The organism is Metallosphaera javensis (ex Sakai et al. 2022) (assembly GCA_021654415.1).
Lineage (GTDB): Archaea > Thermoproteota > Thermoprotei_A > Sulfolobales > Sulfolobaceae > Metallosphaera > Metallosphaera javensis.
The window spans coordinates 2,110,580-2,131,501 of record AP024487.1; the positions used below are offsets into that span (position 1 = coordinate 2,110,580).

Below are 20,922 nucleotides of genomic sequence, written 5' to 3' on the forward strand. Positions count from 1 at the left end.
ATTATATAACTTCCTGAACTTCTGGCTTATTCAATATTTCCTGAAAAGCCTTCTTCAGGTCCTCAGCGCTGAACCCAAATATCACAGGTTTCAGTTCAGCAAACGCTTTATCTATAGCACTTGGTATATCGTTGACGTAAATTCCGCTAAGTCTGTCCTCGAGCTTCTCCAGAAAGTCCCTGGGGGACATAACGAAGAAGTCACCTGAGATGGAGACTTCCTGTAGCTTCTTCTCCACAAATTTCGCGGTAATCCTTACCAGTTTCCTAGCCTTGTAATCCAGGTGACATATGGCAACAGCTGAGGAGATCTTAACACATCTCTCCGTCCTCAGATCGGGGTGCCTCCTGTCCTTATAGTAAACCCATTCCTCGTTCCTCTTTTCGCTAGCCAGCTGTTCCCACCTCTCTATCTCTTCTGGCGTCAGCATAGAATCCTCGAACTTTATTCCAAGGTGATTTTCAAAGCTCTGCTTCAGTTTCTTATCGATCTCCTCCCTAGGCGGAACGTAACCCAGCTCACGCTCCAGAGAGGTTATCCATTCCGACATATCCTTCGCCATTTTATCCCTGAACTTTTCGGAGGGGACCTTGATACATTTGCTCATAAGGTCCGTGTCGGCTCTCATGAGTATGTTACCTGCTATGACCACGGCCTTACCGTGTGTCATTGCACCGTTCCCGCTGATCTTTCTGCCGTTAACCACTATATCCTGATCTCTCAATGAGGCGTTCAAACCGTAATCCTTGAGCACATCCACCACAGGGGTGAGGTACTTTTCATATAATGCCTTGGGGTCTGAGGGTGCCTCCTCCTGCCTCAACACAATGAAGTAGTCGTGCTCTCCCTGAGTTATAACAACCGTTCCTCCTCCCAGATCCCTTCTAACGACAGGTATCTTGTTCTTCAGGGTGAAATCAAGGTCTACCTCAAGCCAAACTTCCTGATGAACCCCAACGTTTACGAATGGTTCCTTAACTGAAAAAACCAGAAATGTGTTTTTTCCTCCCCTTGTAACATATTCAGCTACAGAAACGAATGACGTAACCATGTGATAGCCGTCCTGTGGAGGGAGGGAAATAAACCTCCACGACATTTCACAGCCTCTTGCAGGATATTTTCTCTGCTGCAACTAGCTCCTTTAATTTCTGAACTGCCTGAGCTCCCGTGTAGAGCTGTTTCAGCTCCTCTGGATTGGCCACCTTCATCCTGACTAGCCAGCCGTTTCCGTAGGGATCCCTGTTCACAAGAACGGGGCTCTTCTCCACCTCTCCATTCACGTCAACAATCTCACCAGAGACTGGGGCTGGGACTGGACCTGCCCACTTTCCGCTCTCCATGGTAGCCACAGGCTTTCCTTTCTCAACCTTGGTCCCCTTCTTCTTTATCCTGACCTTTACTACCTTACCTGCCATGGTCTGGGCTATGTCAGTTATGCCCACCAGAATGGTATCTGCAGATTCCTGCTTTGCCCACACGGTGTTTTTACCATCGATGTAATAGAGAAGGTTTTCCGGAATCTCACAATTCGATTCCACGACCATTTTATCACTGGTTTCCTAATTAGAGTATACTAAACTAAAAATCTTTCCAATAGAATAGATGAAATAAATGAAACGTGAGAAGAAGGGTTACGTAGTTCTTTTTGAATGTGAAGATGGAGTTGTGGAGACTCCAGGGAAGAGGTTTATGATAAGCAGTGGAACTTACGCCTACGTGGGGTCTTGCGGGATAAACTGTGTAAAAAGAATTGAAAGGCATCTGAGTGACAGCCTTGCGAGGAAAAGGTGGCACGTCGATTACCTGAAAAGCATATGCAAACCTCTAGCGGTAATTGTTCTCCCCCTACAAGAGGAGGAGCTGGCTAACCTCCTATCCAACCCTGTGAAGGGTTTTGGGTCATCCGACTGCAGAAAACATGAGGGACACCTGTTCAGGATAGAGGGGTCAAGCTTACTCAGCCTTATTGCACACTCCAAGATCTGAAACGTAAACAATATCCCTTCCCTCCAACTTGAAGGACTTTATTGTCAGCTTTACGCCCCTATCCAGGGCCTCCCAGAAAGCCTCAGAAAACGAGGGATCTGTGTCCTTGTTGGGAAGGAAACATGTTGCAGGTCTCATTACCAGGATCATTAGCATGGCATCGTGTCCCTCTTCCCTCAACTTGATTAATTCCCTAAGGTGCCTTTCTCCCCTTCTTGTGGGGGCGTCCGGAAACAGGGCAATCCCGTTCCTCACAAGTGAACAGCCCTTTACCTCCACCCACGTGTCGTTAAAGTGAAAGTCAAGCCTGCTGTGGCCAACCCTTACCTCGCTTTCCGCGTCAGGAGGAAGGAATCTTCTTGCGATGACAGGATGAAATCGGCTGTCAATTATGACCCACTCGCCATCCCAACCTGCTAGGACTGAACATGAGGTCTTAATCCCTCTGGTTTCCCTTACAAGTACCCTGTTACCAGGATATACTAGCTCCTTAAGTCTCCCTGGATCGTGAAGATGGCAGATTAATCTTGACTGCATCTTGACCATGAACCTGTTTGGCCTAGCCTCGACCCTTTCCTCCCAAATTCTTCCCTCCACCCTGACTACAGTGAACATTTTACCCTGTGCACCATCCTAGTACTGATGATGAGTTTGCCGAGTGTGGAATGATGACCTGAAAACTAAGGCTGAGCCAGATGCCTCACGAAACGCTTCATCCACTCCTTGGCCATGTTGTAGTCCTCTATGTAAATGTTCTCGTTAAAGGAATGGATGTTTGATCCCGGATGCTCGACCCCAACCCCGTCCGCTATCTGGTTATTTCCTAGAATCCTTGCAAAGGACTCCATGGGACCGGTACCGTAGCTGTTGGGGATAACCTCTGGTTCAATCCCGTACACCTCCTTAGCTGAGTCCATCAGGGATCTGGCAATCTTGCTGTTAATTGAGGTTCTGTAAGGTCTCACCTTACTCCATACCTTGATATCCACTCCCTTAAGATGAGTCTGAAGTATCTTCAGGATTTCCTCTGGGTCTTGGTCGGGGACAAGCCTGAAGTCCAGCTTTGCCATAGCGTAGGATGGAATAACGGTCTTGGAACCCTCACCTGTATACCCAGAGTAAAGGCCGGCGACGTTACATGTGGGTTCCTCAACTAGCTTCCTCTGGAAGTCCTCAGGGAGCTCCTGACCCAAGGCATCTTCCATGGACTTCTTGTTCCCCTTCAGGTACCTCCTCTCCTCTTCCGTGAGCCACCTAACCTTGTCGTAAAAACCGGGAAGGTTAACCTTGTCACCACTCTTCAGGGAGGAGAGGATTTTAATTAGTTCCCACGCTGGATTCTTTGCCACAGGGGCATACATGGAGTGGAGATCCTTTTGGGTTTTGACTGAAATCTCCACGTACAGCAGGCCCTTTACTCCCAGTACTATCTCTGGAGCACCACTGGATCCCTTTCCGGCCCCTTCCCAGAGAACGTAATCCGACCCTAGCAGATCCCGGTGATCGTTAAGGAAAGAGTCTATGTTGGGACTACCTATCTCCTCCTCCCCCTCATAGATGAACTTAACATTAATAGGTGGTTTTCCCATTTCCACCAATGCCTGCAGTCTTGCCATAAGGGAGCCCTTATCGTCTCCAACCCCACGTCCTATCAATTTCCCGTCCCTTATTACTGGATCAAAGGGGTCGCTGTTCCACTTGTCCAGGGGTTCAGCTGGTTGCACGTCGTAGTGGTTATAGATCAGTAGTGTCCTGTTGGCACCAACATTTATCTCCCCATAGACGTAGGGATTTCTTGACTTGTGCCTGATCAGTCTTGCCTCAATTCCGTGAGCTTCCATGTAATCCCTTATGAACCTGGCTCCCTCCTCTCCTTTTCCCTTAGCTGAAGTGGTGTCTATCCTCGCAAACTCGATTAGGTCCTGAATTGAGTTCATGTTTTTTAAATGACAGTTCCATTAAATAAGCCATGATAAAGTACGCCGAATACGTAAGGCACTCCATGACGGAGCCCCTTCTCCTCATTTACGTTTATAAGAAGGTTGAGGACGGGAAGGTTATCTCAACCTTCAGGGTGAACGTATACAAGAACATGGCTGTGGCAATATATGAGGATGATAAACTACAGGGTGGCGAGGTGGTTGACGTTTTCCCAGGAACCACGGAACATATACTCAGGGTTGTGGAGAAGTACTATCAGAAGGAGATCGATGACCTAGTGATTTTTGGAGAAAAGAGCTACGTTGATAATTTTCTGGACAAGGCAGAGGAGAGGCTTGGTTAGAGGGCCATTCTACCGAACTTAGTCCTCAGGAAGATACCCACCAGCAGGAAGAAGACTCCGAAGCCCAGTATCACGGGAACCACAGACCTCCATGGACCAAATCCGTTGAGATAGGCAGAGAGAATCAGGGTCATAATGAAGAATGCGACCAGTGGTGTAACAACTGCAAACCAGGTGAATGTATCCCATCTCTTTTCAGATGCCATAAAGGTATTTTTAGATAGTACGTTATAAAGTTTTAATACTATTTTCTTTCTAAAACAGCCTTAATTGCCTGGTAGAGCTCGCGGTCCTTCAGCTCAAGGGACTTCAGGGAAGGTGGCATTAATCCCTTACTCTTCACTCCCCTAATCACGGATCTGATCCACGTCTCGTACACTTTTCCTCCGCTCTTGTAATAGAACTCCTTCAATTTCTCTACCGCGTCGTCTTCGGGTAGCTTCTTCACGTTGACTAGATACCTTGAGCCCACGTAAAGGATAAACCTTTTCCTGCAGTCCGTTAGTCCCTTCTCCAGCACCTTGTCTATCCAGTCCATGGAGGTGCTTCTGGGTCTGGGAGGGAAGACCCCATCAACCTCGAAGAGGAACTGCCCCGTTTCGTCATAAACCCTGGAGATTCCCCCTTCGTACTCCGACTTTCCAGCGGGGCTTCCGTCTGGATAGTGTAACATACTGGTGAACTTAGCCTCCCTTGACAATCTGACTCTCTCCTCCAGTCATTTTGATCCTGATGGCACAGAAGGAACAGATCTCCCTATCACTGTTGGTAGGTTTTCCACAGATCTTACACTTCCCCAAGTTGAACTTTGGGAGATCCTCGAAGAAGGGCCTTATCTTGGTCTCGAAGTTTTCCACAAGCCTTGCCATGAAACCTGGTATCTCATCCTCAGCATTCTCTATTACTCTCCTGAGCTTGTCTGAGGTTGGGCCTCCAACCCTGGGATTATTGGGACAGGAATCCATAATGAAGGGAATGCCATTAACTAGGGCGTAAGTAGTGGTTTCCTTCTCAGAGACCAGGAAAAGCGGTTTTATCTTCCTTATATATCCGTTCTCTGCAGGAGAGACAGCCCTCAGTCTGGCCAAGTTGTGCAGATCGCCAGAGTGATAACCTGAAAGAACGAACACCGCCATATCGTTCAGGTTATGGCCAGTAGCCAGAACATCTGCCCCCAGCTCCTGGGCAACTTCCTCTAGTACGTATCTCTTGACGAGCCCGCAAGTGCTACATACTGGCCTCTTGATTCTTGCCTTCGCGTCGTCAATGGTAAACCCATACTGTTCCCTGAGGGAGACAACTCTATATTTGATCCCTAACTTCTCAAAGTTCTTCACAGCGAACTCTGTACTTAGAGACGAGTATCTAGTACCCCTGTCAATTCCCAGGTCTATATTCACCCCAACAACCTCGAATCCCATTTTTCCTGATAACTTGGTGAGCACGTGGAGCAGTGTTGTGCTGTCCTTACCTCCTGACACTGCGACCGCTACCTTCTCATTTTCATGTATCATCCCGTAATCCCTTATGATCTTCTCAACCCTGCCCTCTAACCACTCCGTAAAATGCGTGGAGCAAAGAGTGAGATTGACCGATGTTACTCTGATTATAGCCTTAGAGCCACACTTCTTGCAGTACACACGTATAAATGTTTTTAAAGGGATTATTAAATAGAGTGCGGAATGGAGATACTGGCCGAACTGCATCCCAAGCGTAAAATCGACAAGCTTAAGAAGGAGATATCCTCCCTGGAAGCTTTTGACGGCTTTGATATACCAGACGCACCTCTTGGAGAACCTTCAGTCATGCCCTTGGCTGTGGGCGTACTGGCCAGAGAGCAACTGAATGAAGGGAAAAGGATTATCCTGAACCAGAGGCTAGCAGACGTCAATGAATTATTCGTCAGGTCACTCTCCATAACTGCTCGACTCTTCAATTTTGATATAGCCTTCACAAAGGGAGACAAACCCAAGTTTGGGAAGGAAGTGGATCAGGTTTCAACTGATAGGGCAATAGAAATCTCTAGAAGTTATGGAGTTAAGTCTGGCGGAATGTTAAGCTTGAGGAAGAGCAGGGAAGAGATATTTTCCAGGCTGGATATGCCAGCGGATTTCTTTCTTGGACTCTATTTTGGCGGAGTGAGCTCCTTAGAAGGGTTACCCCTGGAGAAGATTATCCCCTATGTCATCATTAGAACAGAGAAGAACAGGGAAATCCTAAAGGCTCTACCCCAACCAGCATTTGACGCTGAAAGCGTTAATACCGTGATAGAGGAACTTTCGGGAATAGGAGTAAAAAGCGTGCTCTTATCTTCTCCTGGGGATCCGGACTCGCTTCAGAGAATGATAAAGAAAATCTAGCTTAGAACAGCTGGGTCCCGCAACTCATGCAATATCTAGCTGTACTGGGGTTAGGCGTCCCGCAGGATGGACAGTACTTCTGTTGAGGTTGTGAGTATTGGGGTTGTGAGTAGGGCTGATTGGGTTGTTGAGGTTGATATGGAGTTGGGGGATACGAAGGTTGATTTTGCGGATATTGATAGGGGTTTGGCTGAGAATAGGGCTGATACATGGGGTTCCCAGCTCCCTGAGACATAGAATACGCTAAGTTCTCCACTTCCTTAATGATATCTTTCTCGAGTTTCAGATCGTATAGCTCCTCAATGCCCTCCACCACAGCAAGCGGAGTGAATACAAGGGCCGCTATAACGTCCTCCGTTACGTCAGCCGCCTTTAGCCAGTCAGCTAGTCCTACATCCACGTTTAAAAATCCTTGACCGCCCATGAGTCTGACGGTAAAGGCCCTATCCGCACCGAAAATCGTTCTCAGGAAGCCAACCTTCTTAGCCTGAACTACATAGCTTGAGCCCATCCCTAGGACTTGCGTCTGATAATGCTTTTTTGATCTAAACCAGTTCTCCAGCTGATATGCTATCTGTTGAGGGTTTACGTAAACTCCCTGGATTGTCTTCTGCATTACCTATCTTAGGAATTTAGTCAAACTAAAAACTTTTTGATGATATTTCTTGGGTAGAGGAGGGACATTCAATGCAGAAAACTGGAGTGTTAGATCGTCTTTGTTAGCAAAAATACTTAATAGGTTAATTGTATCTACAATATTACCATGACATGGAAATGTACAGGATGTGGAACTGAGAACCCTGATGATGCCATGTACTGCACCACTTGCGGGCTAAAGAGACCAGATGAGTCAGTAGGGGCCCAATCGGCTCCACAGGAAACCGTTGAAAGTGCTGGTTCAGTTGCACAACCAACTGAACAACAGGAACAGGCGGTTCAACCAGTAAATCAACCCGTTGAAGCGCAGGCTCAAACACAGGAGCAACAAGCCCAACAGACTGAAGTACAGACCGTAACTACCGCTGAGAATCAGGCTCAAACTACCACAACATCTCAGCAGAGCGAGGTCACCGAAACGCCCACGCCCACCGCACAAGAAGGTAAATACTACATTCAGTTCATTGCAACTCCGGTCTCGGCTCTAAACAAGACTAAGGTTCCGCTGGATTTTGACGTTTTCGAAAATATTTCCCTGGGAAGAAGTCCTGAAAATGTCCTAATGATTCCAGATAGCGAGATTTCCAGAAGACATGCAATTCTGTCCAAGGAGGGTGATACGCTTTACATAGAGGATCTGAACAGCACCAATGGCACGTACATTTATGACGGAAAGGTATTTCAGGCTGTAAAGGGTAAGGCCCAACTTCCTAAAAACGCCGTTGTGAAGCTGGGCAATAATACCATTATCAAGATTGTGAGAGAATGAGCTCCTGGCCCCAAGAGAGGAGGGATAGTCTCCTCGAGCTTGTGAGAAAATCTAGAGAAGCTTTCTCCTCAATGAAACCTCTCTTGAGGGTTGGGGATAGGTCAAGAGTTGCTTTTGTTGGGGATACGCACGGGGCCTACATGGTTACGAAGTATGTTTTCGAGAATTTCTCAGACTACGACGCCATAGTCTTTCTAGGGGATTACGTTGATAGGGAGCCCTACGGACTGGAGAACCTAGAGATAATTCTCTCCCGTTTCCTAGAAAACAAGGGCAAGGTAATTGTCCTCAGGGGTAACCATGAGAGCCCGCTCACCAATGAATATTATGGATTTAGGGCGGAGGTAAGGGAGAAACTGGGAGATGAAAACTACAAGGAGTTCGTGGACCTCTTCTCCGAAATGCCCTACGCTGCCATAGTGAACGATTACCTTTGTGTTCATGGAGGGATAGCAAGGAACTTGAAGAGCCTACAACAGATAGAGGAGCTCAAGAAACCTGACATAATACCAGAGGACGAAATAGCCTTCGAGATTTTATGGAACGATCCCAGGGAGGAACTTGACGGTTTCGTCCCCAATATCCGGGGTGAAGGAACGTTCTTCTACGGGAAGGATGTGACTCTTGAATTCCTCAGGGAAAACTCACTTAAGGGGATAATCAGGGGGCACGAGGTGGCTGACGGCTTCAGGTCTGAGATAGATGAAAGGGTTATTACAGTGTTTTCCAGTAGATACCATAAGATGCGTGCAGGGATCTTACTTCAGGACCAAGGTAAGTTCAACATGGTTTACTTGGACGAGGAGTTCCTTCTGAATGGTGATAAATCATGACCCTATCCATGAAGGTGGAAGTTAGTCACAGGTATTCATTTAACAGCGATCTGAAAATGGCCTTTAAAATCTTACTAGTTCCAGAAAAGATCTCAACTGCAACAGGATTTCACTACATTGTTCTTTTGGATACCAGCGGATCCATGGATGGCCTTAAGATAGAGAGCGCCAAGAAGGGTGCTATAGAACTATTAAAGAGAATACCTCAGGGTAACAAGGTATCATTTATCACCTTTTCCAGCAGGGTTAACATTGTGAGGGAGTTCGCTGATCCTGAGGATCTCACGGCTGAGATTACTGGCTTATCCGCTGGAGGTCAAACTGCCTTCTTCACAGCTCTTCTCACTGCTTTCAATCTTCACAACAAGCACGGGATACCAAGTTATGTGATATTGCTAACGGATGGGAATCCCACAGACGACACTAACGTGGAGACATATAAGAGACTGGCTATACCAAACGGAGTCCAGACCATATCCTTCGGACTTGGGGACGATTATAACGAAACCATACTGAAGTCACTGGCTGACAGATCAGGTGGAGTCTTTTACCATGTAAATGATGCCATGGAGATCCCGGAGAAGCTTCCCAAGGCTGCTAAAACCAAGATAGCCGCAAAGAACGTGACGGTGGATATAGTTGCCGAGTCCAACGTGAAATTGCTCAATTATTCAGGCCCGCCGGTTCAGCTTAATGCTGTTGAGGGAGTTGTCAAGATACTTGGAGAGGCTGTAGTTCCGCCTAACTACAGTGGAAACTTCATGACGGTGAAGGCGAATTACGAGGAGCCAGTTGACGGAAGAAAGCAGGCTCTGTTAAGCGTGGTTACCATTAAGCCAGCAGATAGTCAAGCTACCTTCGTGAGTGGAGTAAATAAGGACGTTCTGCTGGAGTACGAGTACTTTAACAATCTCCAGAAGATATCCAGTGAGGTTCAGGCAGGAAACCTGGTGGAGGCAACCAGGACGCTCAAGAGGATGGAGGAGATAGCCGGTCAGACCAGGAAAATAGAGTTAATGGAAACTACACGAAGGCTGTCAGATAGTCTGGAGACCACGAAAAGGTCCGGTAACGCCACGGAGCAGACCAGAAAACTATCGAAGGAGGTCTCCAGTGAGGTCACAAGAAAGCTCAGGGGAGAGAGCTAACCATCAGAAAGTCTATGTCAATAATCTTAGCCTTAACTTTCTCTGAAACCTTCACGTTCTTCACAATTGCTGGTAATTTCTTGGCATGAATACCCCAATCATCCAAGAATTTCTGTAACTGAATCATGACTTCTTTACTGCTTTTGCCCAAGGCCGGTATATCGTGAAGAATTAAGATGCGCTCTGGATTGACTTTCCTACCTAGAATAACTAGCTCTCCTCTCATCCACTTATCAGATTTGAGGACTCTAGGTACTATGGTGAGGGTATTCATGTCGCTCAAACTTCCAAGTCTACCGTCACTTGAGGACGAGACTTCTATTTTGTAACCAGGCTGAATTCTTTTCCCCGGTAGAACTGATTCCCTGAGCAGAATAAGCTCCCTTAACGTCCTTCCATCCCAGTCCAGTGCAACTATCTTTGGCCTTTCTTCGCCGTATTCCGGAACCAACTGCCTTGTGGTTGTTAGATATTTCGTTTGGGGAGTTAGCAGAGAATTAATCCTCACTCCGAAAAGTCTCATGTGTACAAGTTATACAAAGAAGTTAATTTGTTAGTTATTAAATTTCACTTAAATCTGTCCAAAATATCAAGTGAGAAATTAAAATGCTTAAACATTACCATGAATCTCATTCAGGATAAGATTAACATAAGATAAAATGATGTGGGAGACACTTTACATTTACGATAACTATAATTATCTTTTGTCCTTAAATCATGAAAACTTTTTAGCACAAGGACAACTTAGAGATGTTCTAAAAGATTTAGAACGTTTAGATTTTTCAAGTGAATTTATTAACTCAGAAATTTACCTCAGCCTCATGTTTGATCAGTTAAGCGATCAACTGAAAAGGGCACTGGCTGACATTAATTACCAGCGTCCCACAAAGGTACAGGAAATAACCATCCCAGTATTCATGAATGGGGAGAGCGTAATAGTTCAGGCCAAAACTGGTTCAGGGAAGACGGCCTCTTATCTGATACCTGTGCTAGAGAGATATCACGATACGCTCATATTGGTTCCCACACGGGAGCTAGCGGAACAGGTCGCATACGAGGCCAAGAGGCTTGGAAAATACAAGAGGACCTCCGTAGGAGTTATCATAGGCGGAGTTGGCTATGACAGGCAAGAAAGGGAGTCCAATAGCGAGATCATAGTGGGAACTCCAGGGAGGATCCTTGATCTATGGGGTAGAGGAACGTTAGACCTTTCCAGGTTCAAGCTGGCCATTGTGGACGAGGTTGACAGAATGCTCGATATGGGGTTCATAGATGACGTTAGGATGATACTTTCTAAGACCAGCGCAGAGAACTTCGGCTTCTTCTCCGCTACTGTACCCCCAGAGGTAAAGGAACTGGCTGAGGAGTTCTCCCCTAAAGCAAGGTTCCTTAAGGTTGACGAATATAAACCGGTGGAGATAGACCACGAATTTTATCCGGTACGCGATAACTGGAACGAGAAGGTTACCAAGCTTCTCAAGGACGTGAACGGGAAGGCTATCGTTTTCACCAACACAAAGGCTAGGGCAGAGGCACTTTATGACAGAATCTCCGACAGAGTTAGCACGTCTCTTCTTCACGGTGACATGTCTCAAGGTTCAAGAAGGAGAAATCTCATGAACTTTAAGAGAGGTCAAAGCGATGTTCTCATTTCCACAGACTTAGCTGCTAGGGGGATAGATGTGATTGACGTTGAACAGGTGATCAACTTTGACCTGCCCAGGGACGTTGAAACCTATATTCATAGGGTTGGAAGGACAGGAAGAATGGGAAGGAAAGGGCGAGCAATATCATACTATACGAGAAGAGAGGAGGAAATGGTTCAAAGAATAAGAGGGGTTATCAAATCAACTATCATTTCTCAATAGATTCAAAATAAAGGATAAAATTTATTAACATGCGTTATTTTCATCTTTTTTCATTAAACTGTCTCGAACCCATGTTTAAGCCGTCTATCACGAGGAATAAACTTGCCTTCTATTGTAAGAGATATAATTTGTCATACAATAAGATTGACAATGATAGTTTCCCTTTAGATTATAAAATTTATAAGCGCGAGAACGCTGTAGTATCTGAGATATCGTATGAACAAATATTATTTGGCAATGGGAATCGCATTCTTGATTGATATAATAATATACTCTTTATTTCCGGTTTTTAATAATTCTCTTCCCTCGATAGGCGGATTAACGACGTTCTACTCTTACCAGATAATCCTTCTGATTGTGTCAACAATACTTTTTGCGGGAGTTGTACTTGCAGTGAAAGAGAACGGAGGTAGGTGAAGAGAATGGTATTTGGAAATATAGATGGAGTTACCCTTGGGGTATTCATTGTCCTATTTGCCATTTTTGCCTTCCTCGGTTTTTGGGCGTCCAGATGGAGGAGAGGGGATCTATCCAAAATTGATGAATGGGGGCTTGGAGGAAGGAGACTAGGCTGGTTACTGGTATGGTTCCTGATGGGAGCTGATCTGTTCACTGCCTATACCTTCATTGCTGTGCCTTCCAGCATGTTGGCTATAGGATCATTGTACTTCTTTGCTGTGCCATACGTGGCCTGGGGGTTTGCAGTTGCACTTTTGACCATGCCGAGATTATGGACAGTTTCCAGAAACAAGGGGTACGTCACTGCTTCCGATTTCGTTAAGGACAGGTTCGATAGCAGATGGCTCGCCATTGCAGTAGCTTTGACCGGGATAGTTGCTGAACTACCTTATATTGCATTGCAGATAGTTGGTATGCAGGCTGTACTTGCGTCTCTACTAGCAGGTCTAACTGGGGTGGTATCTAAGACCATATCAGACGTTGCCCTGATAATAGCATTCATCATCCTCGCCTCATTTACGTTCACCAGCGGATTGAGGGGAGCTGCAATTACTGGAGTCTTTAAGGATATTCTAATCTGGATTACAGTGCTTGCAGTAATAATTATTGTACCACTAAGTTACGGCGGGTTTGCCAGCGCGTTCCATAATGCAGCCACACAATCTGCTACTGTGAACCTGGCACTGAATCATGCTAAGGGACCCATAAACTACGGAGCCCTGTCGCCTAAACTGATCCCAGCGTATTTCTCGCTATCTCTAGGATCAGCACTTGCACTTTACCTCTACCCACACGCCATCAATGGTTCGCTTAGCTCCGAGGATAAGGGAAAGCTGAAGCTGGGTACTGCCCTATTACCGGTTTACGGTATTGGATTAGCCTTGCTAGCTCTTTTCGGCATCCTAGTGTACGCCGTGCCAAACGCCTTAAATGCGGTGATCAAGCTGGGCGCAGGTACCTTCGTGGTTCCTTCACTCATAGCATATACAATGCCTGACTGGTTTGTGGGATTAGCTTACCTTGCGATTTTCATTGGAGGACTTGTTCCAGCAGCAATCATGGCCATTGGTGTCGCTAACCTTCTAGTGAGGAATGTGATAAAGGAATTCAAATCCCTTGAACCTAAAACGGAGGCCACTCTGGCTAAGGTCGTTTCAACAGTGTTTAAGTTCGTGGCTTTAGGTTTCGTATTCGCTGTTCCTGCGACCTACGCAATCCAGCTCCAGCTACTCGGTGGAATCCTGGTAACCCAAACCCTGCCATCCGTGTTCTTAGGGCTCTATACCAGAAATCTAAATGGAAAGGCCACTCTAGTGGGATGGGCAGCGGGGATTCTATCAGCATTAGCACTAGTTATAGAGGCTAACGCTAAGTTCGGAGCAATCAAGACCAGCCTTTATGCAACTCCGCTGGGTCCACTTTACATAGCCATTCTAGCTCTGCTAATAAATCTCGCCGTAACACTGATAGGGTCTGGAATAGCCTACGGGATGGGATGGAGACCAACCCAGAAGATAAAGGAAGAGGAGATAACCAAGGAAATGTAAACTTAAAGGGAATCATTTATTTTTCTTACTTCCGTAACTCCTTTTTCCGTGAGTGAGTAATAGACCTCCTTCTTTATCAACCCCTTAACGCTTCTGGAGATGAGACCCTCTAATTCCATGGGTCTCAAAACACCAAGTAAGTCATCCTCATCTATTCTCAGCTCCCTCGCAATCCTCCCTAACTTCGCCTCCCCATGACTATATAGAAAGAGCAGGACCTGATCCCTGAAACTCATATATCCTTTTTATGTGAGGAAGTTAAATGCTAAAATTTAATGCTTAGATCCACTACCACCTTGAAGGGAGCTGGAGTCCGGACTTTAATAACAACCAAATAAACTTGTTCTGCTACTTTATCTAGTGGAGCTTAAAGTAGAGATTCCTGAGGACGTGATTTTTCCACCACTTCCAGAACTTTCCTTTATTTGTTCAGGAAGAATTACAGACTCCAAATGCTCAGGTCCCTCCATATTCCGCGATCAGGACTTCATAACCGCCACAGCTTCGGATCTCATTGCGTCCATGAGCATATCAGGGTTGATTAGGTCGAGACTGAGAGGGAGGAAAAGGGAAAGATGGCTCAACTACATGACCAAATACGGAATAGAGATTGAACCCAGAGAATTCACAGCTGTGCTGAAGACAGGCTCGCTGGTCACCATCTACGCGGATGGGCTTGACTTTGAGGATGTGGCGGGCAATACAATCTTCAAGGAGTTCAGGGTAACGGGGATGGGAAACATGTATAACGTGATCGAGAAGTTGACGGAGATCGAGCCCAGACTGATGATAGCTGAGACTAGGGGAAATTTATGGTACTTGGTGAGTGCCTTCAAGTTGATAAGCATGGACCAGGGTATAAGGAAGGTCTTGGAGAAGTTAATTAATGTCACCAGAGCTGACTGCGACGAAATAACACAGATTAAGAATGGAAGAATCTGCCTCAAGAGAACGAGTTAGTGTAATGGATTGGAGCAATGGGAGACGGTCAGGTATCATATCTTCAAAACGTACTGGAGCTATTTTGAAAAAGGTTTAAATGTGAAACTGGGCTAACTCATGTGATGGCTAAGGGGAAAAAGAAGAATAACGAGAAGGAGAGCAGACTCATTTACATACCTTTCATAGCACTGTTGCTGGTCATAGCCCTATTCATAGGACTTAGCTTCAGGCCCAGCGTATCAACATCTGCCCCAAGCGCATTCACCAACTTCGTTAAGGTTTCATCCACGGATTATGCCCCTAACGGAACAACCCAGGTGTATCTAATTAGCTGGTACGGTTGTCCCTACGGAGCTACCCTGTCGTGGCCCCTATACATTGCCCTGAGTAATTACGGAAATCTTACGGTTACGCCACATTACTCAGTAGCGGAGCCTGACATAGGAAATGGTGCACCTATTCCAGGACTTCTGTTTCAGGGGTTCACGCCTGACTCTAATGTTCAGTTTCACGCTATCTATATTTACAATCAATATCTTAATGCAACTCCCTCAGGAGAACCCGTCAACAACGGTGACAGAGTCCAAGTGGGACTGAACGAGCTGGGTAGCATGACCCCAAGCTGGGTTGTTAACCTTGTGGAACAGTATCAGCTTAACCAGACTCAGGTGGTTTACGACGGGCATCAGGTTCCCATAGCTCTGGGAAGCAGTGAGCCCCACCTGGTCACAACCCTGATAATATCAGGGCCAGGAGGTACGTGGATCATGCTGGGGTATCCCAAATCCTTACCGCCTGGGGAGCTGGTGAGCATTAGCACAAACTCAACCCAGCTTCTCAGTGAAATAGAGAGTGGCCACGTTCCATCTCAAATAGAGTCCACGGCACAGCAGATTCTACAGATTATACAGAAGGCCTCAGGATCTTGACGAAATCTGACTCTTTCTCCATCCTGAACTTCTTTATCCAACTCAAGTAGTCCAGTCTCTCTAGAGATGGAACCTTCTGATCCGTCAATACTATGAATTTCTCGGAATTTAGGCCATATTTCTCAACCAGGCTGTTTATGCTATCCACATTGTAAAGGATTGGTCCCACTTCAACCTCATGATACTGTGCCTGTCTCAGTAACTGAGAGAAGGTCTCATTACTGTTCCATGCCTCCATTATGGATATGTTACCCACAAGCTTGTTCCTGGGGTAGACGAAGAGAGGTAGTATCACTACGTCAGCACTGGGAGAAGTAGTAACCTTGGAGGATATCATGGACTTAATCACGGAGAAGAGCCTGATCATATAGGTTCTTCCAAGATCTGCATCATACTCCTTGTCCTTATCGTACTTCTCGTGAAAGTTCTTGTTTAACCAGATGAATGAATCCACTATCTCGCTTTCCCTCGACGATACGAAATCAAGTATCTGAACCGATGAAGCCTTCGCCAGTGCGGAGTTAGTATTCGCTGATTGTCCAGCTAGTGCTGGGGTAAGAAGTAAAACCTTTCTCCCTGAAATTTCATTTGCTATTTCCCCTATCTTGAACGCGTCCTGCTCCAGAGACGCCAGAGGATTGGCCGCTATTCCCACCTTCATCCCACCTTCCCTGGTCATGGAGTAAAAGGTAAACCTGAAATGATCAATTTCCTCAGCGGTTGGGTACCAAGTTTTGTAGGTCTTCATTCCCTCGTCCTTTATTTCGTTAACCTCCTCCAGTATTCTCTCAAAAGCCTCATGAGTATCCTTGAACTCATCGTCCAGCCTGCCATATGGGACAAAAATGGGTTCCCCGATCCTAGGGAAGAGATACCTGAAGCCGTATAGCCTGGCTACCTCAGGAATCCCTGAGTCAATCAGCGTCTTTATGGCTTTCTTCATCACGGGATTAAGATGGTCAATATGAAGGATGTTCTTCTCCTCCCTCTTCCTGAAAATTGACATAAACTAGATTAATGTTCATAGTTATAAAAGTCAGTGGCATGACATGAATTCCGACCAAGTGTACTTAGCACTGTTGGAGATATTCATTCTGGTGACGGTTGCTCAGGGGCTTAAGGTCGCCTCAAGTAAAGCTCGGGTTCCCCCGCTCATCATGGAGCTGTTGACCGGACTAATACTCAGCCCCTTCGCTCTGGGATCTTTTCTGAATACTATTACTGGTTATCAGATATTCACTATCAATTCATATCTCATCCTCTTCTCGGAGTTCTCCGTAATCCTTCTCATATTTGCCTCTGGACTTGAGCATGGATTTAAGTCACTCAGGACTTCGGGGACTCTCGCGTCCCTAGCTGCAACCTTTGGTGCAGTTTTGCCCTTTGTAGGAGTATTTTTGTACATGTCGAGATTCGTCTCGTTCAACGTAGCTATCTTGATGGGTGCTGCCAGTGCGGCTACCAGCTTGGCTGCTGTGGCCTCAATTATAGAGGGCGAAAAGCTTGAGAATGAGCGGTATGTGAAGATTACGTTATCTGCCGCCGCCATAGATGACGTTGTAGCTTTTATTATCCTTTCAGTCTCATTGGCAATAATAGATTCTGGAGGCCTAACATTTTTCGACGTCCTAAAAATAACCCTGACTGTGGTTATTTCCTGGATCATCATCTTCTTCGCCTCGGTCTTCATCATACCAAGGATAATATCCATTGTATCTGACTCCCTCGTTGTTGACGTCTCCCTACTGGTCCTGTTCGTCCTGGTCACCATCATGATCACCTTGGGGTTCTCACCCATAATAGCAGCCTTCATAGCGGGAGTTGCAATTGCTGAGAGTAGAAAGGCCGAGAGAATAAGAGGTATGGTAAAGACGATGATAGGAATATTCGGTTCGCTCTTTTTCATTAGCATAGGAGCCCAGACTGACGTATTCACGTTCATATCTCCCAGTGTTCTGATTCAGGGAACAATAATCACGCTAATAGCTGTGGCGTTAAAGTTCGCGGGAATATATCCCTTCGCATATCTTTACAACAGGGATGGGAAAAAGGCCCTCGCATCATCGCTTGGCATGATACCCCGGGGCGAGATGGGACTGGTTATCTCCTCCATTGCGTTCTCCAGTGGAATATTTGATCAGGTGGACCTCTCTGAAGTCATCTTAATGAGCCTTGCCACCACGGTTATAGGTGCGATCGCGTTCGAAAGGAGCACAAGAAGCATAATGAAGACCGAGGCCTGAAAATCAGATGTTGAAGACCGATCTCAAAAGCCTGAATAGCACCACAACAAAGATTGTGGTCATTATCCCGAACATTGTCAACCCGGTCACTACTTCCTGTCCTACTGAATAGGGGGAGAAGGAATATACCTGGTTGGAGTAAGGTGGCCATCCCACTATAAGTATAACTGAAAGAACACTATCGGCTCCCATCCAGCCCACGAAAAGAAGAAGTTTCATGGGAAATGAAAGAGAGTTAGACGAGCCCCCTGCTAACACACCTGCAAGTAAGAGGCTGAGATCGTTGATAATCCTATAAGTGGAAAATGTCCCAGCCAGTGCATAAAAGAAGGGAACGTGCCAGAGAACCACTAAAAATACTGCAGGAAGTACAAGCAGTGGCGAGTACTTTCTTCCCATGCTAAGTAGAAACCCACCTATGAATAGAGCGTAATGGGATGCCATGAAAAGTGGCTCGAATCTGAACTCCTCAAGTTCCGTAATAGGGTTCAGGGCAAACACAAGTAACAGAATCCCAGCGATAATCCTAGGCTTCAATAGATTCAAAGAAGAAAATCTCATAAATAACTTATTTTTGAAAAAACTTATAAATCTATTCTGGGGGAATTTCCTTGAAAACTAGGGAAATGTCTATGCCCTTCTTTTTGTTCCTATAACTTGACACCAGATATACTAGGAACCCTACCAGAAGCACCCCCACCACGAATACCAGTGTTGTTATGTTAACGGAACCTGAGGATGTGGTGAAGCCAAATAACGGGTTAGTGGCAGCTTCATAGGTGAGGAAGGCAAAGTACAGAGCTGAGATCACACCTGCTATTGAAATGCTCTTTGCCCTACTCTTTACGCCGTAAATTGCACCCGCCACGCTTGCCACCAGGAAGTAGAGGGAGCCCAGAATGGTTGCGCCGTACAGCGAGAGAGCGGCATTCAATGAGAACACAGGTACAAGAAGGAAGAGCAGGGTAATGGTCAGGTCCAGTGCGTGAGCGTAAACTGGTGAACCAAATCTGTTCACCTCCGCAAACTTCTCGGGGAGAATCCTGTCAAAGGAGAGAGCAAAGACATACCTAGAGAACACTATTATACCATACGCGAGGACAAAGAAGTTCCAAGCTATGGCTCCTATACCAATTATCCATTGCAGAGCTGAATTTCCAGCTAACGCTATGGCAACTGTCCAGAAATTATAGATGAAGTAAGGATAGGCTGCAAAGTTGAAAGAATATCCTGCCACTAGATCCATTTCAAGGAAACCGCCCGTCACCAGGATAGCCGTCAGGAGAAGGGCAAACAGAAGGTTGAACTTGGCCACCCTTTCACTCTGCTTGAATTCTGCGGAAACCGCAGGTCCTGCCTGCATCCACGGATAAGTATACAGGGCGAACAAGGGTAACAGCAATACCGTTGAGAGGAGGCTAAAGTTGGTGGGGAATGGGGTATGGGGGGATGATTGGTAAACGTTAACTAAACTCGAATTGATGGAGTTGAGAAATGGTACTATCGCTGTTCCAAATCTGCCTACCGAGGCACCTATTACTATCATGGCAATGACAAGAGTTGAAAGTGAAAGTATTCCGAGGCCCGTTACTATGGAGTAACCCCACCTCGACCTGAATATATTGAGTAGGATGACAATGATAAAGAAGGCTGCTGCTATCCCGTAGAATAGGGCCTTCTGCTCAAGGGTTAATCCGCCATTGTAGGGGTTGACAAAAACGTTATTTGAAAGGGAAACTAAGCTCGGGGAGTTATCTACGCTCCCTATAGTGTACAGGACAGCGTTGATGCTGGACGCCGAGAAGAACGCGACCAATGCGAAATAAGCTACGGACTCTAACATGAGCGCTATGGCCATGGTAGACCCAACTGCTCCATTCAGGTTCCTGCTTATCCAGACGTAATCGCCCCCTGTTCTTCCCATCTTCCTTGTCATATACGTATAAACCAGGAGCTGAGGAAATGCGAAAATGAGACCAATTATGGACGCTAACCAGAGCACTCCTCCAGGATAGTTATTGATATAGGGCGAAATGGACTCAAAGAGTGTAACGCCAGCGGACATGTTGCCAATATTCAGCATCACCGCATCGAGCAGATTAACCTGCTTGAGGAGACCTGAACTTTCCCTTATAAAGACGTTTCTTTTACTACTCACGATTCTCTGTTGGTCACTCGGTTTAAATTTTTTACTCAGTTAAGTATAACTCACGAAATTAATCTTGCCCAAAATTTACATGACTAAGTAAATGGAAGGGAAGTGCAGAATGAAGTTGCGATAGAAGGGCCATGTAAAGAAGCGCTGACCCTGCCAGGATGGCCAGTCCATTCACGAAGATGCTATCGTAGGGAAAGTGAGCCAGGGCGAACCTGGTCCACCTCCTCCCCTGCCTTACGTAAATACCCCTCTCAGTGAAGAGGTCCAGCAGGAGGTGGGAGGGACCGGCCACGAGGCCCAGGAGGACCAGAACAACGTAGCCCTCGAGAAGCGCCAGGGGAACTGCAGGGATAAGACCCCAAGGAAGGCTCCTGAAGAGGGTGTGCGTCCTCGGGGTCCTGCGTATGTAACCTCCCCTGACCTCGTGACCGAGCCTGTCAATTAGGGTGTTGGAGATCCAGGAGATGATGAAGGAGAGTGTGAGGGCAGTGTAGAAACCCAGGAAGGGGGATGAGATCGCGGTGAGCAGGCCTGTGGTGAACACGTAGTGGGTAACTAACTTCATCCTGCTTAACATCACGCGAAGATATTTATGTATAACATTCAGGAAATATGATTTGGATTCGAGATGTATATCAATATACAGTTTTATCACTGGAATCTTTAATATACTGATACAATATATCATGAAATTTTGAAATAAGAAAGGGAATGAAATAGTTATATCTGCTAACCAACT

The 20,922-nt window shown here is 46.1% G+C and carries 25 protein-coding genes; 11 read left to right on the forward strand and 14 right to left on the reverse strand.

The genetic code is table 11. From position 1 onward, the window contains the following. Position 1: 1 nt before the first annotated feature. On the reverse strand, positions 2-1,096 hold the full coding sequence (locus tag QVC96_RS11830) for a lipoate--protein ligase family protein (protein WP_287689375.1): 1,095 nt from the start codon (positions 1,094-1,096) through the stop codon (positions 2-4). A gap of 1 nt (position 1,097) precedes the next feature. After that, positions 1,098-1,544 carry a glycine cleavage system protein H gene (locus QVC96_RS11835; protein WP_240252766.1) on the reverse strand — a complete coding sequence of 149 codons (447 nt, stop codon included), beginning with the start codon at positions 1,542-1,544 and terminating at the stop codon, positions 1,098-1,100. Positions 1,545-1,611: 67 nt separating this feature from the next. On the opposite strand from QVC96_RS11835, the gene QVC96_RS11840 reads away from it, so the two are divergent. Further along, positions 1,612-1,986 carry a GIY-YIG nuclease family protein gene (locus QVC96_RS11840; protein WP_287689376.1) on the forward strand — a complete coding sequence of 125 codons (375 nt, stop codon included), beginning with the start codon at positions 1,612-1,614 and terminating at the stop codon, positions 1,984-1,986. Here QVC96_RS11840 and QVC96_RS11845 read toward each other — a convergent pair. Beyond that, positions 1,954-2,601, reverse strand: a complete 648-nt coding sequence (locus tag QVC96_RS11845; protein ID WP_287689377.1) for a DNA/RNA nuclease SfsA — start codon at positions 2,599-2,601, stop codon at positions 1,954-1,956. The two genes, QVC96_RS11840 and QVC96_RS11845, sit on opposite strands and share 33 nt — an antisense overlap. Before the next feature lie 65 nt (positions 2,602-2,666). Beyond that, the gene (locus tag QVC96_RS11850) at positions 2,667-3,923 is read right to left on the reverse strand and encodes a M20/M25/M40 family metallo-hydrolase (RefSeq protein ID WP_287689378.1); all 1,257 of its coding nucleotides are present in this window, start codon (positions 3,921-3,923) and stop codon (positions 2,667-2,669) included. Between the two features lie 32 nt (positions 3,924-3,955). On the opposite strand from QVC96_RS11850, the gene QVC96_RS11855 reads away from it, so the two are divergent. Next, the gene (locus QVC96_RS11855) at positions 3,956-4,270 is read left to right on the forward strand and encodes a hypothetical protein (protein ID WP_238025198.1); all 315 of its coding nucleotides are present in this window, start codon (positions 3,956-3,958) and stop codon (positions 4,268-4,270) included. Here the strand turns inward: QVC96_RS11855 and QVC96_RS11860 are convergent. Genes QVC96_RS11860 through QVC96_RS11870 form a run of 3 tightly spaced genes read right to left on the reverse strand, consistent with a single transcriptional unit; the run spans position 4,267 to position 5,910 of the window. After that, positions 4,267-4,476 (reverse strand): hypothetical protein, encoded by a 210-nt coding sequence (locus QVC96_RS11860; protein ID WP_287689379.1) that lies wholly within the window; start codon positions 4,474-4,476, stop codon positions 4,267-4,269. The two genes, QVC96_RS11855 and QVC96_RS11860, sit on opposite strands and share 4 nt — an antisense overlap. A 38-nt stretch (positions 4,477-4,514) precedes the next feature. Then, on the reverse strand, positions 4,515-4,970 hold the full coding sequence (gene priX / locus QVC96_RS11865; RefSeq protein ID WP_287689380.1) for a DNA primase noncatalytic subunit PriX: 456 nt from the start codon (positions 4,968-4,970) through the stop codon (positions 4,515-4,517). Next, positions 4,954-5,910: a tRNA lysidine(34) synthetase gene (locus QVC96_RS11870; RefSeq protein WP_287689381.1), complete on the reverse strand. Its 957-nt coding sequence runs from the start codon at positions 5,908-5,910 to the stop codon at positions 4,954-4,956. The genes priX and QVC96_RS11870 overlap by 17 nt, the downstream gene beginning before the upstream one ends. A gap of 42 nt (positions 5,911-5,952) precedes the next feature. Here QVC96_RS11870 and QVC96_RS11875 point away from each other — a divergent pair, with 42 nt between their 5' ends. Continuing rightward, positions 5,953-6,630, forward strand: coding sequence for a hypothetical protein (locus QVC96_RS11875; protein ID WP_238025194.1), 678 nt, complete (start codon positions 5,953-5,955; stop codon positions 6,628-6,630). A gap of 1 nt (position 6,631) precedes the next feature. Here the strand turns inward: QVC96_RS11875 and QVC96_RS11880 are convergent, their stop codons facing one another. Beyond that, a complete protein-coding gene (locus QVC96_RS11880) occupies positions 6,632-7,246 on the reverse strand; it encodes a zinc ribbon domain-containing protein (RefSeq protein WP_287689382.1) in 615 nt (204 codons plus the stop codon). Positions 7,247-7,393: 147 nt separating this feature from the next. On the opposite strand from QVC96_RS11880, the gene QVC96_RS11885 reads away from it, so the two are divergent. The 3 genes from QVC96_RS11885 to QVC96_RS11895 are packed head-to-tail and all read left to right on the forward strand — an operon-like array spanning position 7,394 to position 10,037. Next, a complete protein-coding gene (locus QVC96_RS11885) occupies positions 7,394-8,056 on the forward strand; it encodes an FHA domain-containing protein (RefSeq protein WP_287689383.1) in 663 nt (220 codons plus the stop codon). After that, entirely contained in the window at positions 8,053-8,889 is an 837-nt protein-coding gene (locus tag QVC96_RS11890) for a metallophosphoesterase (RefSeq protein ID WP_425597955.1), read from the forward strand. Before QVC96_RS11885 ends, QVC96_RS11890 begins: the two co-directional genes overlap by 4 nt. Beyond that, positions 8,886-10,037: a VWA domain-containing protein gene (locus QVC96_RS11895; RefSeq protein ID WP_287689384.1), complete on the forward strand. Its 1,152-nt coding sequence runs from the start codon at positions 8,886-8,888 to the stop codon at positions 10,035-10,037. The genes QVC96_RS11890 and QVC96_RS11895 overlap by 4 nt, the downstream gene beginning before the upstream one ends. On the opposite strand, the gene QVC96_RS11900 is transcribed toward QVC96_RS11895, so the two are convergent. Then, positions 10,021-10,560 carry a hypothetical protein gene (locus QVC96_RS11900; protein WP_287689385.1) on the reverse strand — a complete coding sequence of 180 codons (540 nt, stop codon included), beginning with the start codon at positions 10,558-10,560 and terminating at the stop codon, positions 10,021-10,023. The two genes, QVC96_RS11895 and QVC96_RS11900, sit on opposite strands and share 17 nt — an antisense overlap. 298 nt (positions 10,561-10,858) lie before the next feature. Here QVC96_RS11900 and QVC96_RS11905 point away from each other — a divergent pair, with 298 nt between their 5' ends. Both QVC96_RS11905 and QVC96_RS11915 read left to right on the forward strand, forming a co-directional pair. Beyond that, positions 10,859-11,905, forward strand: a complete 1,047-nt coding sequence (locus QVC96_RS11905) for a DEAD/DEAH box helicase (RefSeq protein WP_238025188.1) — start codon at positions 10,859-10,861, stop codon at positions 11,903-11,905. 422 nt (positions 11,906-12,327) lie between these two features. Next, positions 12,328-13,911 (forward strand): sodium:solute symporter family protein, encoded by a 1,584-nt coding sequence (locus QVC96_RS11915; protein WP_287689386.1) that lies wholly within the window; start codon positions 12,328-12,330, stop codon positions 13,909-13,911. 2 nt (positions 13,912-13,913) lie between these two features. Here the strand turns inward: QVC96_RS11915 and QVC96_RS11920 are convergent, their stop codons facing one another. After that, the gene (locus QVC96_RS11920) at positions 13,914-14,147 is read right to left on the reverse strand and encodes a MarR family winged helix-turn-helix transcriptional regulator (protein ID WP_238025185.1); all 234 of its coding nucleotides are present in this window, start codon (positions 14,145-14,147) and stop codon (positions 13,914-13,916) included. Between the two features lie 124 nt (positions 14,148-14,271). Between QVC96_RS11920 and QVC96_RS11925 the strand changes: the two genes are divergently transcribed. Then, complete coding sequence (locus QVC96_RS11925) at positions 14,272-14,871, forward strand: hypothetical protein (protein ID WP_287689387.1); 600 nt, start codon at positions 14,272-14,274, stop codon at positions 14,869-14,871. Between the two features lie 104 nt (positions 14,872-14,975). After that, positions 14,976-15,782 carry a DUF929 domain-containing protein gene (locus QVC96_RS11930; protein ID WP_287689388.1) on the forward strand — a complete coding sequence of 269 codons (807 nt, stop codon included), beginning with the start codon at positions 14,976-14,978 and terminating at the stop codon, positions 15,780-15,782. Here QVC96_RS11930 and QVC96_RS11935 read toward each other — a convergent pair. After that, the gene (locus tag QVC96_RS11935; RefSeq protein WP_287689389.1) at positions 15,757-16,788 is read right to left on the reverse strand and encodes a hypothetical protein; all 1,032 of its coding nucleotides are present in this window, start codon (positions 16,786-16,788) and stop codon (positions 15,757-15,759) included. The two genes, QVC96_RS11930 and QVC96_RS11935, sit on opposite strands and share 26 nt — an antisense overlap. A 43-nt stretch (positions 16,789-16,831) precedes the next feature. On the opposite strand from QVC96_RS11935, the gene QVC96_RS11940 reads away from it, so the two are divergent. Then, positions 16,832-18,025 (forward strand): cation:proton antiporter, encoded by a 1,194-nt coding sequence (locus QVC96_RS11940; protein WP_287689390.1) that lies wholly within the window; start codon positions 16,832-16,834, stop codon positions 18,023-18,025. A gap of 3 nt (positions 18,026-18,028) precedes the next feature. Here QVC96_RS11940 and QVC96_RS11945 read toward each other — a convergent pair whose 3' ends face one another. From QVC96_RS11945 to QVC96_RS11955, 3 genes are read right to left on the reverse strand one after another with little or no spacing between them, the layout of a single operon-like run. Next, positions 18,029-18,562, reverse strand: a complete 534-nt coding sequence (locus QVC96_RS11945; RefSeq protein ID WP_287689391.1) for a DUF1404 domain-containing protein — start codon at positions 18,560-18,562, stop codon at positions 18,029-18,031. A 55-nt stretch (positions 18,563-18,617) separates the two neighbouring features. After that, a complete protein-coding gene (locus tag QVC96_RS11950) occupies positions 18,618-20,183 on the reverse strand; it encodes an APC family permease (RefSeq protein ID WP_287689392.1) in 1,566 nt (521 codons plus the stop codon). 58 nt (positions 20,184-20,241) lie between these two features. Continuing rightward, positions 20,242-20,748 (reverse strand): DUF1286 domain-containing protein, encoded by a 507-nt coding sequence (locus QVC96_RS11955; RefSeq protein WP_287689393.1) that lies wholly within the window; start codon positions 20,746-20,748, stop codon positions 20,242-20,244. Between the last annotated feature and the right edge of the window lie 174 nt (positions 20,749-20,922).

Bases quoted from the DNA above. Each gene is read 5' to 3' on its own strand.
- QVC96_RS11920 (WP_238025185.1), bottom strand. From the start codon at position 14,147: ATGAGTTTCAGGGATCAGGTCCTGCTCTTTCTATATAGTCATGGGGAG.
- QVC96_RS11935 (WP_287689389.1), bottom strand. From the start codon at position 16,788: ATGTCAATTTTCAGGAAGAGGGAGGAGAAGAACATCCTTCATATTGAC.
- QVC96_RS11900 (WP_287689385.1), bottom strand. From the start codon at position 10,560: ATGAGACTTTTCGGAGTGAGGATTAATTCTCTGCTAACTCCCCAAACG.
- QVC96_RS11880 (WP_287689382.1), bottom strand. From the start codon at position 7,246: ATGCAGAAGACAATCCAGGGAGTTTACGTAAACCCTCAACAGATAGCA.
- QVC96_RS11875 (WP_238025194.1), top strand. From the start codon at position 5,953: ATGGAGATACTGGCCGAACTGCATCCCAAGCGTAAAATCGACAAGCTT.
- QVC96_RS11855 (WP_238025198.1), top strand. From the start codon at position 3,956: ATGATAAAGTACGCCGAATACGTAAGGCACTCCATGACGGAGCCCCTT.
- QVC96_RS11835 (WP_240252766.1), bottom strand. From the start codon at position 1,544: ATGGTCGTGGAATCGAATTGTGAGATTCCGGAAAACCTTCTCTATTAC.
- QVC96_RS11895 (WP_287689384.1), top strand. From the start codon at position 8,886: ATGACCCTATCCATGAAGGTGGAAGTTAGTCACAGGTATTCATTTAAC.
- QVC96_RS11830 (WP_287689375.1), bottom strand. From the start codon at position 1,096: ATGTCGTGGAGGTTTATTTCCCTCCCTCCACAGGACGGCTATCACATG.
- QVC96_RS11905 (WP_238025188.1), top strand. From the start codon at position 10,859: ATGTTTGATCAGTTAAGCGATCAACTGAAAAGGGCACTGGCTGACATT.
- QVC96_RS11955 (WP_287689393.1), bottom strand. From the start codon at position 20,748: ATGAAGTTAGTTACCCACTACGTGTTCACCACAGGCCTGCTCACCGCG.
- QVC96_RS11885 (WP_287689383.1), top strand. From the start codon at position 7,394: ATGACATGGAAATGTACAGGATGTGGAACTGAGAACCCTGATGATGCC.
- QVC96_RS11850 (WP_287689378.1), bottom strand. From the start codon at position 3,923: ATGAACTCAATTCAGGACCTAATCGAGTTTGCGAGGATAGACACCACT.
- QVC96_RS11845 (WP_287689377.1), bottom strand. From the start codon at position 2,601: ATGTTCACTGTAGTCAGGGTGGAGGGAAGAATTTGGGAGGAAAGGGTC.
- QVC96_RS11930 (WP_287689388.1), top strand. From the start codon at position 14,976: ATGGCTAAGGGGAAAAAGAAGAATAACGAGAAGGAGAGCAGACTCATT.
- QVC96_RS11915 (WP_287689386.1), top strand. From the start codon at position 12,328: ATGGTATTTGGAAATATAGATGGAGTTACCCTTGGGGTATTCATTGTC.
- QVC96_RS11840 (WP_287689376.1), top strand. From the start codon at position 1,612: ATGAAACGTGAGAAGAAGGGTTACGTAGTTCTTTTTGAATGTGAAGAT.
- QVC96_RS11860 (WP_287689379.1), bottom strand. From the start codon at position 4,476: ATGGCATCTGAAAAGAGATGGGATACATTCACCTGGTTTGCAGTTGTT.
- QVC96_RS11940 (WP_287689390.1), top strand. From the start codon at position 16,832: ATGAATTCCGACCAAGTGTACTTAGCACTGTTGGAGATATTCATTCTG.
- QVC96_RS11890 (WP_425597955.1), top strand. From the start codon at position 8,053: ATGAGCTCCTGGCCCCAAGAGAGGAGGGATAGTCTCCTCGAGCTTGTG.